Origin of the sequence: Gordonia sp. SID5947 (genome assembly GCF_009862785.1) — a bacterium.
Classification (GTDB): Bacteria; Actinomycetota; Actinomycetes; order Mycobacteriales; family Mycobacteriaceae; genus Gordonia.
In genome coordinates, this window is sequence record NZ_WWHU01000001.1 from 1,218,341 (window position 1) to 1,234,693 (window position 16,353).

Genomic DNA, 16,353 nt, shown 5'->3' on the forward strand with positions numbered 1-16,353 from the left:
TTCCGTCGACCGGGCGCGGGTTCACATCGAGCGTGTGTGCCCTACACAGGGTGCGCACGCGCGGCGGGGTCACGACACGGTGAGGTCGTCGAGTGCGCCCGCGAAGGCCACCGGGACACGCACACGCATCCTCGTGCCGTGCGCGGTGTGCTCGCTCGACAACACCTCGCCCTCTTGGTGAATGCGCGAGACGAGGTCACCACGGGTGTACGGCACGTCGATCGTCAACTCGACATCGGACCGGCCGACGAACTCGCGCACCCGGTCGAACAGCTCCGGCAGTCCCTCACCGGTGCGTGCGGACACGAAGACCGCATCGCCGAAGGCACCGCGGAGTTCGGCCATCCGGGTCGCGTCCACGGCGTCGATCTTGTTGATCACCAACAGTTCCGGCGGTGGCGTGGCATCCTCCTCGGCGACCACCTCGTTGATCACCTGCCGAACGGCTGAGATCTGTTCGGCTGGAAAGGAATCCGATCCGTCGACGACGTGGAGGACCAGATCCGCGTCGACCACCTCCTCCAACGTCGACCGGAACGCCTCGACGAGTTGTGTCGGCAGGTGACGCACGAATCCGACGGTGTCGGTGAACACCACCACACGCCCGTCGTCGAGGGTGGCGCGGCGGGTGGTGGGGTCGAGCGTGGCGAACAACGCATCCTGCACGAGGGCGCCGGAGCCGGTCATCGCGTTGACGAGACTGGACTTTCCGGCGTTCGTGTAGCCGGCGACCGTCAACCTCGGGATCGCATTGCGTTCGCGGGCCGCGCGCATCACGGTGCGCGACTTCTTCATCCCGCGGATCTCGCGACGCAGCTTGGCCATCCGTTCGCGGATCCGACGACGATCGGTCTCGATCTTCGTCTCGCCTGGACCGCGCAGGCCCACGCCTCCGTTGCTCCCCGCACGACCACCTGCCTGGCGGGACATGGACTCACCCCAGCCGCGCAGGCGGGGCATCATGTACTCCATCTGCGCGAGGGACACCTGCGCCTTGCCCTCGCGTGAGGTCGCGTGCTGGGCGAAGATGTCGAGGATCAAGGCGGTCCGGTCGATGACCTTGACCTTGACGATCTTCTCGAGCGCGGTGAGCTGAGCGGGCGTGAGCTCGCCGTCGCAGATCACCGTGTCGGCGCCGGAGACGAGGACGGCCTCCCGCAGTTCGTCGGCCTTGCCGGACCCGATGTAGGTGGCCGAGTCGGGCCGCGACCGCCGCTGGATCAGCGCATCGAGAACCTGGGAGCCGGCCGTCTCGGCCAAGGCGGCGAGTTCGACCATGCTCGCGCGCGCCTGTGCGGCGCTGCCCTCGGTCCAGACACCGACCAGAACGACACGTTCGAGTCGCAGCTGCCGGTACTCGACCTCGGTGACATCGGTGAGTTCGGTCGACAGGCCGGCGACCCTCTGCAGCGAGGCGCGCTCGGAGAGCTGGAGCTCACCTGTCGTGGGTTGGGCCAGCCCGCGGACGATGTCGCGGCCGGCGCCCGGCGCGGTGACGGTCTCGGGGAGATCGGTGAGATCGTCGTCGTCCGGGGTGGACGGAGAAAATGGTGTGGATGCTGATTCGGTCATAGGCAGAACCATGATCTCACGTCCCGGGACCGCGCAGCACCCGGTTTTCCGGTGCGCAGCGGACCGTCGCGGTGCTCAGTCGTCGAGTCGATCCCACCCTGAACGTAGTTCACCGTCCGCGACCAGCATCGACGGTCCGCGCAAGTAGGTGCCTTCGGCGCGGATACCGACCTCGACACGTCCGCCGGGGACAGTGATGCACAGGGTTCCAGTGGTCTCGTCACGCGCCGCGAGCACCGCGACGGCCGCCGCCACGAGGCCCGTCCCGCAACTGCGGGTCTCACCGACACCGCGCTCGAACACCCGCATCGACGCGGGCAGGCGTCCACGTTCGTCCACCGGCCCGGCAGGCGTCACCAGCTCCACGTTGGCGCCGTTCGGGAACGCCTGGTCGTCGATCTCGACCCCCGCGGTGAAGTCGACGGCGGCGAGATCGGCCGCGGTCATGTCGGGCACCACGCAGGCCAGATGGGGGTTGCCCACATCGACCATCGCACCGCGATAGGCGTCGTCACCGATGCGGACCAACGATTCGCCGTCCATACGCACCCGGCCCATCTCGACCGTCACGTCGGCGCACACGTCGTCGTGCGCATGCACGATCACCGGTCGGGCACCCGCGCGCGACCCGACGGTGAACTCGTCGTCGGAGACCAGGCCCGCCGCCCGCAGATGGTGAGCGAAGACCCGAACGCCGTTCCCGCACATCTCCGCGATCGATCCGTCTGCGTTGCGGTAGTCCATGAACCAGTCGTCGGGTCCCACACCGTCGGGCAACGCGTCCAGCACGCCGGACTCCACAAGGGCCGCCGATCGCACCACACGCAGGAGACCGTCCGCACCGATACCTCTCCGGCGATCGCACAGTGCGGCCACCGCGGGCGCGGTCAGGTCGAGGTCGGCAGCCGGGTCGGTGAGTATGACGAAGTCGTTCTGGGTGCCGTGCCCCTTCACGAAACGCCGCGGGTCGGAGGCTGGTTCGGGTCGCGTCGTGGACTGTCTCGCCATCACCCCATCCAGGATACGGCCCCGCGATCAGACCCGGCCACGGACCGATCAGCCGTTGCCGATCGCGCGCAGCGCGGTGGTGAGCAGGTCCGGTGCCCCCGCGTCGAGCCACACGATGCGGTGATCCCGCCGGAACCACGAGCGCTGGCGTCGCACGTAGCGCCGTGTCCCCACAAAGGTGAGCTCCTCGGCCGTCGCCATGTCGTAATCACCGTCGAGGGCTGCCAGCACCTGTGCATACCCGATGGCCCGGGAAGCCGTGCGCCCCTCGCGCAGTCCGAGCTCGCACAGAGCGCGGACCTCCGCTTCCAGGCCGTCGGCGAACATCCGGCTGGTCCGTGACCGGATCCGCTCGTCCAGGGCGGCGGTCTCGCGGTCGAGCGCGACGATCCTCGTGCCCCACCGCGGATCACCGATGGTGGGTGCCGACGCCGCGAACGGCATTCCGGTGATCTCCACGACCTCGAGTGCACGCACGATCCGCCGGCCGTCGGTGTCGAGGATGGCCGACGCCGCCTGCGGATCGACCTCGGCGAGCCGCCGGTGCAGACGCGCAACGCCGATGTCGCCGAGCATCGCCTCGTACTTCTCGCGAACGGCCGGATCCGTGGCCGGGAACTGCCAATTGTCCAGCAGCCCTTGCATGTACATCATCGATCCACCGACCAGGACCGGCGTCCGCCCGGCCGAGAGCAGTCTTTCCACGTCGTCGGTGGCGGCCTGCTGGTACCGCGCGACGGTTGCCGTCTCGGTCACATCCAGCACATCGATCTGGTGATGCGGGATGCCCCGGCGCTCGGCAGGTGTCAGTTTTGCCGTCCCGATGTCCATTCCGCGGTACTGCTGCATCGCGTCGAGGTTGACGATCTCGCCGTCGAGCCGCTCTGCGAGGTCGAGCGCGAGATCGGACTTACCGCCGGCGGTGGGTCCGACGACCGCAACCGGGATCGGCGAGGTCATCGCGGGGTCCAGACAGCCACCACGTACCCGACACCGAAAGGCGCCCGGGCGTATCGGAGTTCCGGACGCATCGGACGATCGGCGCAGAGTGCCGAGACGACCTGCCAGGCCGCACGTCCGCTCACCCCCTCGGTCGCGCACTCGTCGGGATCGAGTCCGGCGAGGGCCGCGACGTCGGCGGAGCCGATCGCCGCATCGATCACCTGCTGCAGTCGGGCGCCCGATTCCCGCATCCCACCCCCGGGCGCTCGCGCCGACAACGAGGTCGCGCCGTCGCCGACGACGAGGATCCCGACCGGCTCCCGATGGCCGTCGACACGCGCGGCGAGCTGGGTTCCCAGTTGCGCACACTCGGTGGCCGTCGCAGTGGACGAGACCGGCACGGGCCTGACCGCCGCAGCTCCGGACTCGGCACGCAGCCAGCCCGCGATGAGGAACGACAGCGGCAGACCGGGACGCAACGGCGACTGCTCGTCGGGCCGCCCGTCGCCGTCCGAACCGTCGAGGAAGACCGGGACATCGACACCGAATGGCAGGAAGGTGCCGGCGCTGCCGACCTGGTCGATGCCGCTGTCGGTGGCGCCGATCGCGATCCATGTCGAGGCGTCGGCAGCCAGATCTCGGCCCGCCGCCAGGGTCGCGGCACGCACCTCTTCGGTGTCGACTGCACGCGGCCCGGCCAGGGCCGGCACCAGCAGAGGAGCACTCGGCACGAAGACCACGGACGCCAGCACGACCACGACGCTAGTCGAGCGGTGCGGCGCACTCGGCACCGGCATCGCGGTGCAATGTCGTGGCAGCGGCCCCACGAAGAGCCCTGACCTGTTTGAATGGGGAGACCTCCGTGTCGACGCCGGGCGCCACGGAGGTATCGATGCGACGGCAGCCGTGACGCGCGGCAACCAACCTGCGGGAGAGGGCACCTGCACATGACGAATCCGACCGATCCGACAAATGCCTCCGAGGTGACGGAGTCGACGACCCCTGCCGACACCGCGGCGGCAGGCAGTACGTCCCCGTCCGCGCCGGAGGCGACACCGCGGCCGAGGCCCCGACCAGGCCCGAAACCCGGTCCCCGGCCGGGTCCGCACCCACGTCCGAGTGAGCTACCACCGGTGCCGACCCCCGTTCCGCACGGCGATCCGCACCATTTCGGACGTATCGACTCCGACGGGGTGGTCTGGCTCAAGGTCGGCTCCGCAGAACGCGAGATCGGATCGTGGCAGGCGGGTTCGATCGAGGAAGGCCTCGCCCATTTCGCTCGCAAGTTCGACGACCTCGCCACCGAGGTGGAGATACTCGAAGAGCGTCTCGCTGCCCGATCAGGTGATCCCCGCAAGGCGCAGGCGGCCGCTCAGCACCTTCTCGACGCACTGCCGAGCGCCGCGGTGATCGGTGATGTGGCGGCGCTCGAGGAGCGGTTGAACCTCATCGTCGGCAGTGCCGACGAGGTCGCGGACTCGATCAAGTCCGAGCGCGACAGGCTGCGCACCGAGGCGATCGCACGCAAGGAGCAGCTGGCGACCGAAGCCGAGGAGATCGGCGCCGACTCGACGCAGTGGAAGGCCGCGGGCGACCGGCTCCGGGCGATCCTCGACGAGTGGAAGACCATCAAGGGGGTCGATCGGAAGACCGACGACGCCCTGTGGAAGCGCTACGCCAAGGCACGTGACGCCTTCAACCGACGACGCGGCGCCCATTTCGCCGAGCTCGACCGGGAGCGAGCGGGCGCCAAAGCGCGCAAGGAAGAGCTCATCACACGCGCCGAAGAACTCTCCGGCTCCACCGACTGGGGACCCACATCAGGGAAGTTCCGCGAACTCCTCGCCGAATGGAAGGCGGCCGGCCGCGCGCCCCGCGACGCCGACGACGCCCTGTGGCAGAGATTCAAAGCTGCCCAGGACGTCTTCTTCTCGGCCCGCAACGCCGCGACCTCCGAGCGCGACAGTGAGTTCGCGGCCAACGCGACAGCGAAGGTCGCCCTCCTCGATGCCGCGGAGAAGACCATCGACCCGGCGTCTGATCTCGAGGCCGCCCGACGCGAGTTCCGGGCGTTCCGTGACAAGTGGGATGAGATCGGCAAGGTCCCCCGTGAACAGATGAGCAGTCTCGAGGGTCGCGCCCGTGCGCTGGAGAAGCGGATTCGCGACGCCGAGGACGCTCAGTGGCAGCGCACCGATCCCGAGGCGCAGGCGCGGGCCGCGCAGTTCGCCGACCGCGCGGCCCAGTTCGAGGATCAGGCCCGCAAGGCCGAGGAACGCGGAAAGGCCAAGGACGCAGCCAAACTCCGTGATCAGGCTGCGCAATGGAAAGAATGGGCGGACGCCGCCGCGAGCGCGATCGCCGATCGGTGATCGCGTGACGCTCGGCCTCTCTCAGCCGTCCTGGCCGGGTTTGCGTTGCAGCGAGCGCGCCAGGGCGTCGCGGGTGGCAGCTTCCTTGCGACGCTCCTCCTCGAGCGCCAGATGGTAGGTGCTACGAGCCCACACGACTCGGGCCCAGTGGAACGTCAGCACCAGGACGGCCAGCCAGCCGATGATCAACCCGATGCCGACACCCGACGGCGGTTCGACACCCCCGACGCCGGGAGTGTTGCGTGACCACCAGGCGAGCATGCCCGCCACGCATGCGATGGCATTGCCGCACAGCGCGATCCACGCGACGATCCAACGTCGGGTCAGCAGCGCCAGCACCGAGAAGCCGATCCCGAAGATGGCGACGAAGTAGACGAACACCTTCGATGTGATGGTGACCCGCTCGGCTGCCGCGTCGGGTGAGAACGTGAGCACCTCGATCCCGGTGGCCGAACCGGTGTGCGGCAGTACGAGCGAGAGCATCGCCACCAGGACCGCGACCGCCACCACGAGTGCGCGCATGCCGGGATCGATCTCGCCTGCGACCTTTCGTTCGGCCTTACGCAGATCTCCTTCGTACTCGGCGAATCGGCCCGCGTCGGTCGCATGATCGCGGCCGGCAGGGGTGTCCCCGCCCGTTCCGTCCTGCGGACGGTCACTCGCGTCGGTCATCAGCCACAACCTCCTGAACATCCGGTGGCCACCGGTTCGACGGGCGCCGCACCGATCGTCGGTATCCCGAGCCCGACGCCGACCGGCGGTGTCGTCGGCATGCGGCTCGCCTCGTGGGCATCGCCCGCACGGGTCCGGCGGTGTGTGGCCACGCCCGAATCGGCGACGAGATGGTGTGGGGCAGCGCCGGTCACGGTCGTCGTCACCACGTCGCCCGGCCGGATCACATCGATCCCGACACGCTCCCCCGCCGCGAAGTGGACGAGACGCCCGTCGCGCGCTCGACCGGTCATCCGCCGGGTGTGCGCCGACTTTCGTCCGTCGTCCGCGACGACGAGCAGTTCGACCTCGGTGCCGACGATCGCACGGTTCTCGGCGAGACAGATCTCTTCCTGAAGGGCGATCAATCGTCGATAACGCTCCCCGACCACCTCGGGTGGCACCTGGTCGGGCATCGTGGCGGCGGGTGTCCCGGGACGCGGCGAGTACTGGAAGGTGAAGGCACTGGAGAAGCGGGCCGCGGCGACCACGTCGAGCGTCTGTTGGAAGTCCTCCTCGGTCTCACCGGGGAATCCGACGATGATGTCGGTGGTGATTGCGGCGTGCGGCATGGCCGCCCGAACCTTGTCGAGGATGCCGAGGAACTTGCCTTGCCGGTAGCTGCGACGCATGGCGCGCAGAATCCGATCGGACCCGGACTGCAGCGGCATGTGCAACTGCGGGCACACGTTCGGGGTCTCCGCCATCGCGTCGATGACGTCGTCGGTGAACTCGGCCGGATGTGGCGAGGTGAACCGGACGCGCTCCAGGCCTTCGATGGTCCCGCAGGCGCGCAGCAGCTCCGCGAACGCCCCGCGGTTGCGAGGCTGGTCGGGATCTGCGAACGACATCCCGTACGCGTTCACGTTCTGGCCCAGCAGGGTCACCTCACTGACGCCTTGATCGACGAGCGCCTGGACCTCCGCCAGGACATCACCCGGACGGCGATCGACCTCCTTGCCGCGCAGCGACGGCACGATGCAGAACGTGCAGGTGTTGTTGCAGCCGACCGAGACGGACACCCAACCGGAGTAGGCAGAGTCACGCTTCGCCGGCAACGTCGAGGGAAACCGCTCGAGCGATTCGAGGATCTCGACCTGCGCCGAATCGTTGTGCCGGGCGCGGTCGAGCAGCGCGGGCAGCGAACCGATGTTGTGCGTGCCGAACACGACGTCCACCCACGGCGCCTTGCGCAGGACGGTGTCCTTGTCCTTCTGTGCGAGACATCCGCCGACGGCGATCTGCATGCCGGGACGCGCCGACTTGGCAGGCGCGAGGTGTGACAGGTTCCCGTAGAGCTTGTTGTCGGCGTTCTCCCGGATGGCACAGGTGTTGAACACGACGAGATCGGCGTCGGCGTCGTCGGCCGCCTTGGTGTAGCCGGCGTCCTCCAGCAGCCCAGCGATACGTTCCGAATCGTGCACATTCATCTGACAGCCATAGGTCCGCACCTGATAGCTGCGGGCAGGCACGGCGAGGTCTGACCCCGCGCCGGCTCCGGCGTCAGGTGCGCCACGCCGTTCGGACAACTCGATACTCACCCTTCCCAGGGTACGGGCCTGCGCAAATCCGCTTTTCGACACTCGGACGGCCGAGGAACGGGACGTGCCGGCCCCGGTCACACTAGGCTTCTTCTCTATGACCGATTCGCCGATCGAGGAACCTGTGACGACCGAGCCGACGGCTGCGTCGCAACCGATGATCGTCATGAAAGACGTTCAGAAGCATTTCGGATCACTGCACGTACTACGTGACATCAACCTCGAGGTCCCGGCGGGACAGGTCGTGGTGGTGCTCGGACCCTCCGGGTCGGGCAAGTCCACGTTGTGCCGGACCATCAACCGACTCGAGCCCGTCGACAGCGGCGAGATCTATGTGGAGGGCAAGCTGCTGCCCGACGAGGGCAAGGACCTCGCCCGGCTGCGCGCCGACGTCGGGATGGTCTTCCAATCCTTCAACCTGTTCGCGCACAAGACAATTCTGCAGAACGTCACGCTCGCGCCCACCAAGGTGCGCAGGAAGAGCAAGGACGAGGCGAACAAACGAGCCCTCGAACTCCTCGAACGCGTCGGCATCGAGAGTCAGAAGGACAAGTATCCAGCCCAGCTGTCCGGAGGCCAGCAGCAGCGTGTCGCCATCGCGCGGTCGCTGGCGATGGCCCCGAAGATCATGCTCTTCGACGAGCCGACCTCGGCCCTCGACCCGGAGATGGTCAACGAGGTCCTCGACGTGATGGTCTCCCTCGCCAAGGAAGGGATGACCATGATCGTGGTCACCCACGAGATGGGCTTTGCGCGTAAGGCAGCTGATCGGGTGATATTCATGGCCGACGGCGCGATCGTGGAGGACTCGGACCCGGAGAGCTTCTTCTCCGATCCCCGATCCGAACGCGCCCGCGATTTCCTCGGGAAGATCCTGGGCCACTGATATGGCGGCCACCTCATCATCGACGTCGGTTCGGCGCACGCATCGGGCCATCGGCGTCGGAACCCTCGTCCTCACCCTGGCCCTTGTCGCGGGCACCTTGGCAGGCTGCGGCAACACCGACCCACGTAACCTTCTCGACTCGATCCGCAGCGGCTCGGTCGTGCTGGGCACCAAGTACGACCAGCCAGGCCTCGGAATCCGCAACCCCGACAGGTCCGTCACCGGATTCGATCCGTCGGTGTCGACCTTCGTGGTGAATAACATCGCCGATTCGATGGGTGTCGAACATCCCCGGATCCGTTGGCGTGAAACACCATCGGCGCAGCGCGAGACACTCATCGACAACGGGGAGGTGGACATGATCGCGGCCACCTACTCGATCACCGCGGCACGCGCCAAGGAAGTCGCGTTCGCCGGACCGTACCTGATCAACTATCAGGGCCTGCTCGTCCGCGAAGACGACGACTCGATCTCCTCACTGACCGACCTGAGTGCCGGTAAGAAACTTTGCTCCGTCACCGGCTCGACCCCGGCGCAGAACGTCAAGGCACAGCTGCCCAATGTGCAGTTGCAGGAGTACGACTCCTATTCGTCGTGCGTGGAGGCGCTGCGGCGGGGCAAGGTCGACGCGCTGACCACAGACGAGGTGATCCTGGCCGGATATGCCAACTTCTTCCCCGACGAGTTCAAGCTCGTCGGGATGTCCTACCCGAAGGACGCCTGCGTGAAAGACGCGCTGAAGAAGGCGGGCACGCCGTTCTCGACGGAGTACTACGGCATCGGCATGGCCAAGGAGTATCCCGACGCCGTGACCGCGGTCAACAAGGCGATCGACGCGATGCTGGTCCCCGGCCCCGATGGACAATCACCATGGGACCGTGCGCTTCGAGACGCCATCGGCAACCAGACGGTGGACTCCATGGTCGCCCGCGCCGACAGCCCGGACTCCAAGTACAAATTCGCACCGGATCCGGGCGATCTCGATTTCCTCGATTCCACTTCCACCCCCTGCCCACCGGGCCTGAGCTGACAAGGAAGGGCTGATCGTCGATGAGTGAACTCTGGGCAGATATGGGGCCACAACTGTGGCCGGCCTTCTGGGTGACGTTGAAACTGACCTTCTTCTCCTCGATCGGGGCACTGATCTGGGGCACCATATTGGCCGCGATGCGGGTGTCCCCGGTTCCCGTTATGCGCGGGTTCTCCGAGGTCTACATCAACGTGGTCCGTAACACCCCGCTGACGTTGATCATCTTGTTCTGTTCCATCGGGCTCTACCAGAACCTCGGCCTCGCTCTGGCACCGGACAATGAGAACTTCATCGACAACAACAACTTCTGGCTCGCAGTCCTGGCGTTCGTGCTCTACACGGCCACTTTCGTGTGCGAGACACTGCGTTCGGGCTTCAACACGGTGCCGATCGGCCAGGCCGAGGCCGCCCGATCACTGGGGCTCACGTTCACCCAGGTCTTCGGCATTATCATCTTGCCCCAAGCGCTGCGCTCGGTGATCGGACCGCTGGGCAGTGTGCTCATCGCCCTCACGAAGAACACCACGATCGCCTCCGTCATCGGTGTGGCCGAGGCCTCACTGCTGATGAAGGAAGAGCTCGAGACCTTCTCCGACCAGATCGTCGCGGTGTTCGCGATCATCGCGGTCGGCTTCATGATCATCACGCTGACCGAAGGCTTCGTCTTCGGGTACCTGGCCAAGCGACTGGCGGTGAAACGATGAGCAACGGCGCCACCGTCCTCTACGACGCACCAGGCCCCAAAGCGCGCAGACGCAATCGCCTCATCGCGTTCGCCTTCATCGCCATCCTGGTCGCTGTCGCCGCCTACGTTCTCTACATCCTGGGCGGAAATGACCAGCTGACATCGGAGAAGTGGGATCCGTTCGTCAAGTCGACCACCTGGACCACCTACGTCCTGCCCGGACTGTGGGGCACGCTGAAGGCGGCGGCACTCTCGATTGTCCTGGCCTTGCTGCTCGGCTCGGTCCTCGGCATCGGGCGATTGTCGGATCATCGATGGTTACGAGCCCTGTCTGGACTGTTCGTCGAGGTCTTTCGTGCGATCCCGGTGCTGATCCTGATGATCTTCGCCTACTATCTGTTCGCCGACTATGCGATCTTCCCGTCATCACAACTGGCGTTCGCAGCCGTCGTCACCGGTCTCACCCTCTACAACGGTTCGGTGATCGCCGAGATCCTTCGCTCCGGGATCAACTCGCTCCCGAAGGGGCAGACCGAGGCGTCCATGGCGCTGGGTCTGCGCAAATCGCAGATGATGCGCATCATCCTGCTCCCCCAGGCGGTGACGGCGATGCTGCCTGCGTTGATCTCGCAGATGGTCATCGCCTTGAAGGACAGCGCGCTCGGATACGCCATCGGCTACATCGAGGTGGTCCGTTCGGGCATCCAGTCCGCTTCCTATTACGGAAACTATCTTCCGGCACTGGTCGTGGTAGCGATCGTGATGATCATCATCAATTTCGGGTTGTCGTCGCTTGCCACCTATCTCGAACGGCGGCTGCGTCAGGGCCGAACCAAGCGGGTGGTCCCCGATGCCGACGCCGCCGACCTGGCGGCCATGGAGAACCTACCGAGCTTCGGGCCGAAGTGATCTCGGCACGAACCTCTGACCGTACGATTCAGGTGTTCACGCCGTCGAGCGCCTCGGTGACAACGTCGATGGCCATCGACTGCGGGTAACCGCGACGCATCAGCATCCCGGCCAGCCGTCGGAACAAGGTGTCGCGCATCGCCGGATCGGCGTGCAGCCGGTCCACCTGGGTGGGAGTCAGCTTCTTGGCGACGAGTTCGGCGGCGACGGCTCGCTCATCATCAGGGTCGATGTCGTCGAGAGCCGCCTCGATGATGCGGGCGTCGACACCCTTTGTGCGGAGTTCCTGGCGGAGGGCGACACGCCCTCGTCCAGAATGGGCGTGCCGTGACCGGACCCATTCGTTGGCGAACTCGGCATCGTCGACGAGCTGATGTTTCTCCAGACGGCTCATCACATCATCGACAGCCTCGGCATCAAACCCTTTACGGGCCAACCGGTCAGCCATTTCCTGTCGCGAACGAGCGCGGACCCCGAGGAGTCGGAGTGCTGCATCCCAGGCGCTGGGACCGTTCCGTTCCTCGGGGTCCGGTGTGGTACTGCTCATGACTCGATCAGAATTCGACCGGGGCCGGCGCGACCTCGTCGGCGTCGACCACGGCACCGATGCCCAGCTTTTCCTTGATCTTCTTCTCGATCTCGTCCCGGACGTCGTCGTTCTCCAGCAGGAACTTTCGCGCATTCTCCTTGCCCTGGCCGAGCTGGTCGCCCTCGTAGGTGAACCACGAGCCCGACTTGCGGATGAAGCCCTCCGCCACACCCATGTCGATGAGCGACCCCTCCTTGCTGATGCCCTGGCCGTAGAGAATGTCGAACTCGGCCTGCTTGAACGGCGGCGCAACCTTGTTCTTGACCACCTTCACCCGGGTGCGGTTGCCGACTGCGTCGGTGCCGTCCTTCAGGGTTTCGATACGCCGGACGTCCAGCCGGACAGAGGAATAGAACTTGAGAGCCTTGCCGCCGGTGGTGGTCTCCGGTGATCCGAACATGACGCCGATCTTCTCGCGCAGCTGGTTGATGAAGATCGCAGTGGTCTTCGAGTTGCTCAGCCCGGACGTCATCTTGCGCAGTGCCTGGCTCATCAGGCGGGCCTGCAAGCCCACGTGGCTGTCGCCCATCTCACCCTCGATCTCGGCGCGCGGGACGAGAGCGGCGACCGAGTCGATGACCAGGATGTCGAGCGCACCGGAGCGGATCAACATGTCCGCGATCTCCAGCGCCTGCTCTCCCGTGTCGGGCTGTGAGACCAGCAGTGCATCCGTGTCGACGCCGAGTTTGGCCGCGTAATCGGGATCGAGAGCGTGCTCGGCGTCGATGAAAGCGGCGATACCGCCGGCGGCCTGGGCATTGGCCACCGCATGCAGGGCGACGGTGGTCTTACCCGAGGATTCCGGCCCGTACACCTCGACGATCCGGCCGCGAGGGAGACCACCGATACCGAGCGCCACGTCCAACGCAATGGAGCCGGTCGGAATGACTGCGATCGGCTGACGGGTCTCCTCGCCGAGTCGCATGACCGATCCCTTGCCGAAGTTCTTGTCGATCTGTGCGAGGGCCAGATCGAGCGCCTTCTCCCTGTCCTGGGGTGCTGCTGCCATGGGGTTCTCCTCCGAACTCAGGGCCGGTGACCGGCCAGGTGGTCTGGTGTGGCTGTTGTGAGTTGCACGTTAGCCACGGGTTCCGACAACTTCCGTCTACGCGCGTCGTTGCTTGGTCGTCTCAATGTCTGACGCACGCCCGGAGTCCGTGGTTCCGACAACACCCACAATGAACGAACATGTGTTCGATGGCAAGCACCGACACGCCCAGGGTCACCAGCGTTCGCGAGGGACGTCGAAATCTCGGCAGATGGCCACCCAGACATCCCGGGGATCCGCACCGCCTTCGATCGCCTGCGCCCCGGTACGCCCTCCGAATTCGAGGAGAACGTGGTCGACCAGGATCGAATCGGCCGCCCGCTCCCCGAACTCGGTGGTGATCAGCTCGGTGAATTCGGTCAGGCGCACGCGGCCAGCCTACCCACGCCGAACGACCCTTCTCGACGCGGCAACAGACGGCGGCAACAGGCGGCGGACCACTTGCACCGCGTCGGTAACTCCGGCCGCCGACGCCGAGGCACGCGCCGCGGCCGCCGTGTACGACGGATCGGTGAGCACCTCCCGGGCCGCCGACACCATGGCGGGCACCCCCACCGGCCGGACGAGCACGCCACTCCCCTGACGCTGCACCCGGTTCGCCAGTTCCCACTGGTCACCGCCCCCGGGAACCGTCACAACCGGGACACCGGCCGAGAGTGCCTTGGCCAACATCCCGTGTCCGCCACCGCAGATCACCAGATCGGTGTCCGAGAGGATCTCGTCCTGTCGGGCCGTGCCCACCACGACATGGTCCGGGAGCTGTTCGGCCGACGGCGGATTCAGGGCCGAGAGCACCACGCGCACAGGGAAACCGAGCTCATCGGCGGCAAGTGCGGCGACCGCGGTCCCGGCCATGTCCGCTGCGCCGGTGACCGCGGTCGAAGGCGCGACGAGGACAAGCGGCTCCGTTCCCGGCGGCCGGTCGAAGACGGATTCGGTCGGCTCCCACAGCAGGGGACCCACGAGGTGGGTGTCCACCGGCCAGTCCGGCCGATACACCTCGAGCGCGGGGAGTGTGGCGATGAGCCGCGCCGAGGGCCGGGACCTCGATGCACCGAGGCCGATCTCGGACCGTGCGTGATCCCGCTGCCGCTCACCACGACGAAGCGACCGCGCGGTCGCCGCACGCATCGCCGAGTCACGCAGCCGGCCCCGCCAACCGGCGCCGGGTTCGAGGCCCGCGCCGATCGGCGGCAGACCACGGGATGGTCGGTACAGCGGGTGCGGCGACAGTTCCACCCACGGCACACCGACGAGTTCGGCGGCCCACGCGCCCCCGACGGTGATCACGTCCGAGATCACCAGGTCCACCCGACGTTCGGCCAGCACAGGCGCCAGTGACACCGCGATGCGCGCGGCGCGTGCGCTCAGTTTCGCGCCGGCGTCCGCGTCGTCGTCCCCGACCTCGACGGCCAGGCCGGGGAGTTCGGCGACCTCCACGCCACGTCCGGCCGCCGCCGCGCGCCACCGAAGCCCCGTGTAGACGATCGTCTCGACGCCGTCGGCGTCCAGCCGCTCGGCGAGGGCGAAAGCCGGAAACGCATGTCCCGCATCAGGTCCTGCCACGATCGCGACGCGTGCCATGGATCTCCTCGCTGCCGCGCACGCCGGGTCCGGGTGGGCCGCAGCGGTCTCGGGCTCATCGGACGACAAACGGCCCCCATCGGCGGGAGGCCGTTCGTCGTGGTCGGATCGTGGTCCGGGTCGGTCAGTTGCCGGCCTGTGGCGGCTGTTCGGTGGCCGGTGTGGTCGGTTGCGCGGGCTGGGCGGCCGGCTGTGCGGTGCCGGCACCGGCCGAGGGCAGCGCTCCACCCGCCATGCTGGCGCGGATCTGCTCGAGCCGGGCATGCCCGGCCATCTGCACCCCGGCCTGCTCGACTTCCTGCATGCGGCCCTGAACGGTGTTCTGCGCGAGTTCGGCCTGCCCCAACGCGTTGGCGTAGCGACGCTCGATCTTGTCGCGCACCTGGTCGAGATTCGGGGTGTTGCCCGGCACCGCGAGTTCGCTCATCTGATTGAGCGACGCACTCACCTGTTCCTGCATCTTGGCCTGCTCGAGCTGACTCAGCAGCTTCGACCGCTCGGCGAGCTTCTGCTGGAGCATCATCGCGTTGCGCTCGACGGCCTTCTTGGCCTGCTCGGCCGCCTGCAACGACTGATCGTGCAGCACCTTGAGATCCTCGACGCTCTGCTCCGCGGTCACCAACTGCGCAGCAAAGGCCTCGGCGGCGTTGGTGTACTCCTGCGCCTTCGCCGTGTCGCCCGCGCCGGTCGCCTGATCCGCCAGCGTCAGCGCCTGACGCGTGTTGGCCTGGAGTTTCTCGATCTCCTCGAGCTGACGGTTGAGTTTCATCTCCAGCTGACGCTGGTTACCGATGACCGATGCAGCCTGCTGGGACAGTGCCTGGTGCTGACGCTGAGCGTCCTCGATCGCCTGCTGGATCTGGATCTTCGGGTCTGCGTTCTCGTCGATCTTGGCGTTACCAAGTGCCATCAGGTAGCGCCACGCCTTCACGAACGGGTTCGCCATACTTGCGTCAACTCCATTCCGGGTGGTCGGTGGTGTGTAACCAATCTAGCGTCTGGGACCGTGGCGCGGCGACACCCACGATGCCGGTCCCGTACGCGGCGCGATCGTCGCGGCGCGACAACCGCGGGAGCATCAGGCGGCGGCGAGCGCCGCCCCCTCGGAACGACCGGCAGGCCCGGGGATGACGACCTTGGCGTCGAGTACGCCCATGTCCGCGGTCGCAACCGTCTCGGCGCCGACCAGGCGATCGCTGTCGGCCGGCAGCATCGCGAGGCCGATGTCGAGCAGGAGCTCGGCGATCTCCACGTCGAGTGCATCGCAGATCGCAGCGAGGAGCTCGCTGGAAGCCTCCTTCTGCCCACGTTCGACCTCCGACAGGTAGCCGAGACTGACCCGTGCGTCGGTGGAGACCTCACGCAGCGTGCGGCCCTGGGTCGTGCGTACCCGGCGCAGGCTCTCGCCCAGCGCCTCTCGCAGTAGCACTGCCATCGGGCGTCCTCCTCACTGCTCGGTTGCCTTCGGCCGTGGCG

17 protein-coding genes are annotated in these 16,353 nt (G+C 67.0%); 5 read left to right on the forward strand and 12 right to left on the reverse strand.

From position 1 onward, the window contains the following. Positions 1–69: 69 nt before the first annotated feature. The 4 genes from hflX to GTV32_RS05670 form a co-directional block, all read right to left on the reverse strand. Positions 70–1,572 (reverse strand): GTPase HflX, encoded by a 1,503-nt coding sequence (hflX, locus tag GTV32_RS05655; RefSeq protein WP_161059293.1) that lies wholly within the window; start codon positions 1,570–1,572, stop codon positions 70–72. 75 nt (positions 1,573–1,647) lie between these two features. Beyond that, positions 1,648–2,580 carry a diaminopimelate epimerase gene (dapF, locus tag GTV32_RS05660; RefSeq protein ID WP_161059294.1) on the reverse strand — a complete coding sequence of 311 codons (933 nt, stop codon included), beginning with the start codon at positions 2,578–2,580 and terminating at the stop codon, positions 1,648–1,650. A 48-nt stretch (positions 2,581–2,628) separates the two neighbouring features. Then, the gene (gene miaA, locus GTV32_RS05665; protein ID WP_161059295.1) at positions 2,629–3,540 is read right to left on the reverse strand and encodes a tRNA (adenosine(37)-N6)-dimethylallyltransferase MiaA; all 912 of its coding nucleotides are present in this window, start codon (positions 3,538–3,540) and stop codon (positions 2,629–2,631) included. Beyond that, complete coding sequence (locus tag GTV32_RS05670; RefSeq protein ID WP_161059296.1) at positions 3,537–4,274, reverse strand: hypothetical protein; 738 nt, start codon at positions 4,272–4,274, stop codon at positions 3,537–3,539. Before GTV32_RS05670 ends, miaA begins: the two co-directional genes overlap by 4 nt. Positions 4,275–4,469: 195 nt before the next feature. Between GTV32_RS05670 and GTV32_RS05675 the strand changes: the two genes are divergently transcribed. Beyond that, positions 4,470–5,894: a DUF349 domain-containing protein gene (locus tag GTV32_RS05675; protein ID WP_202421647.1), complete on the forward strand. Its 1,425-nt coding sequence runs from the start codon at positions 4,470–4,472 to the stop codon at positions 5,892–5,894. Between the two features lie 21 nt (positions 5,895–5,915). Here GTV32_RS05675 and GTV32_RS05680 read toward each other — a convergent pair whose 3' ends face one another. Both GTV32_RS05680 and miaB read right to left on the reverse strand, forming a co-directional pair. After that, positions 5,916–6,566: a hypothetical protein gene (locus tag GTV32_RS05680; protein ID WP_237421485.1), complete on the reverse strand. Its 651-nt coding sequence runs from the start codon at positions 6,564–6,566 to the stop codon at positions 5,916–5,918. Then, on the reverse strand, positions 6,566–8,077 hold the full coding sequence (gene miaB / locus GTV32_RS05685; protein WP_343287434.1) for a tRNA (N6-isopentenyl adenosine(37)-C2)-methylthiotransferase MiaB: 1,512 nt from the start codon (positions 8,075–8,077) through the stop codon (positions 6,566–6,568). Before miaB ends, GTV32_RS05680 begins: the two co-directional genes overlap by 1 nt. 226 nt (positions 8,078–8,303) lie before the next feature. On the opposite strand from miaB, the gene GTV32_RS05690 reads away from it, so the two are divergent. Genes GTV32_RS05690 through GTV32_RS05705 form a run of 4 tightly spaced genes read left to right on the forward strand, consistent with a single transcriptional unit; the run spans position 8,304 to position 11,656 of the window. Then, positions 8,304–9,032, forward strand: coding sequence for an amino acid ABC transporter ATP-binding protein (locus GTV32_RS05690; RefSeq protein ID WP_202421649.1), 729 nt, complete (start codon positions 8,304–8,306; stop codon positions 9,030–9,032). Between the two features lies 1 nt (position 9,033). Then, complete coding sequence (locus GTV32_RS05695) at positions 9,034–10,062, forward strand: glutamate ABC transporter substrate-binding protein (protein WP_161059299.1); 1,029 nt, start codon at positions 9,034–9,036, stop codon at positions 10,060–10,062. A 20-nt stretch (positions 10,063–10,082) separates the two neighbouring features. Further along, positions 10,083–10,766, forward strand: a complete 684-nt coding sequence (locus tag GTV32_RS05700) for an amino acid ABC transporter permease (protein ID WP_161059300.1) — start codon at positions 10,083–10,085, stop codon at positions 10,764–10,766. Then, entirely contained in the window at positions 10,763–11,656 is an 894-nt protein-coding gene (locus GTV32_RS05705; RefSeq protein WP_161059301.1) for an amino acid ABC transporter permease, read from the forward strand. Before GTV32_RS05700 ends, GTV32_RS05705 begins: the two co-directional genes overlap by 4 nt. A gap of 28 nt (positions 11,657–11,684) precedes the next feature. On the opposite strand, the gene GTV32_RS05710 is transcribed toward GTV32_RS05705, so the two are convergent. The 6 genes from GTV32_RS05710 to GTV32_RS05735 form a co-directional block, all read right to left on the reverse strand. Next, a complete protein-coding gene (locus GTV32_RS05710; protein WP_161059302.1) occupies positions 11,685–12,203 on the reverse strand; it encodes a regulatory protein RecX in 519 nt (172 codons plus the stop codon). A 7-nt stretch (positions 12,204–12,210) separates the two neighbouring features. After that, the gene (recA, locus tag GTV32_RS05715; RefSeq protein ID WP_161059303.1) at positions 12,211–13,254 is read right to left on the reverse strand and encodes a recombinase RecA; all 1,044 of its coding nucleotides are present in this window, start codon (positions 13,252–13,254) and stop codon (positions 12,211–12,213) included. Positions 13,255–13,467: 213 nt separating this feature from the next. Next, on the reverse strand, positions 13,468–13,662 hold the full coding sequence (locus GTV32_RS05720; protein WP_161059304.1) for a DUF3046 domain-containing protein: 195 nt from the start codon (positions 13,660–13,662) through the stop codon (positions 13,468–13,470). Between the two features lie 9 nt (positions 13,663–13,671). Further along, complete coding sequence (locus GTV32_RS05725) at positions 13,672–14,877, reverse strand: nucleotide disphospho-sugar-binding domain-containing protein (RefSeq protein ID WP_161059305.1); 1,206 nt, start codon at positions 14,875–14,877, stop codon at positions 13,672–13,674. Positions 14,878–15,001: 124 nt separating this feature from the next. Further along, positions 15,002–15,823, reverse strand: coding sequence for a PspA/IM30 family protein (locus GTV32_RS05730; RefSeq protein ID WP_161059306.1), 822 nt, complete (start codon positions 15,821–15,823; stop codon positions 15,002–15,004). A 132-nt stretch (positions 15,824–15,955) separates the two neighbouring features. Next, on the reverse strand, positions 15,956–16,312 hold the full coding sequence (locus tag GTV32_RS05735; protein ID WP_161059307.1) for a helix-turn-helix transcriptional regulator: 357 nt from the start codon (positions 16,310–16,312) through the stop codon (positions 15,956–15,958). Positions 16,313–16,353: the final 41 nt, after the last annotated feature.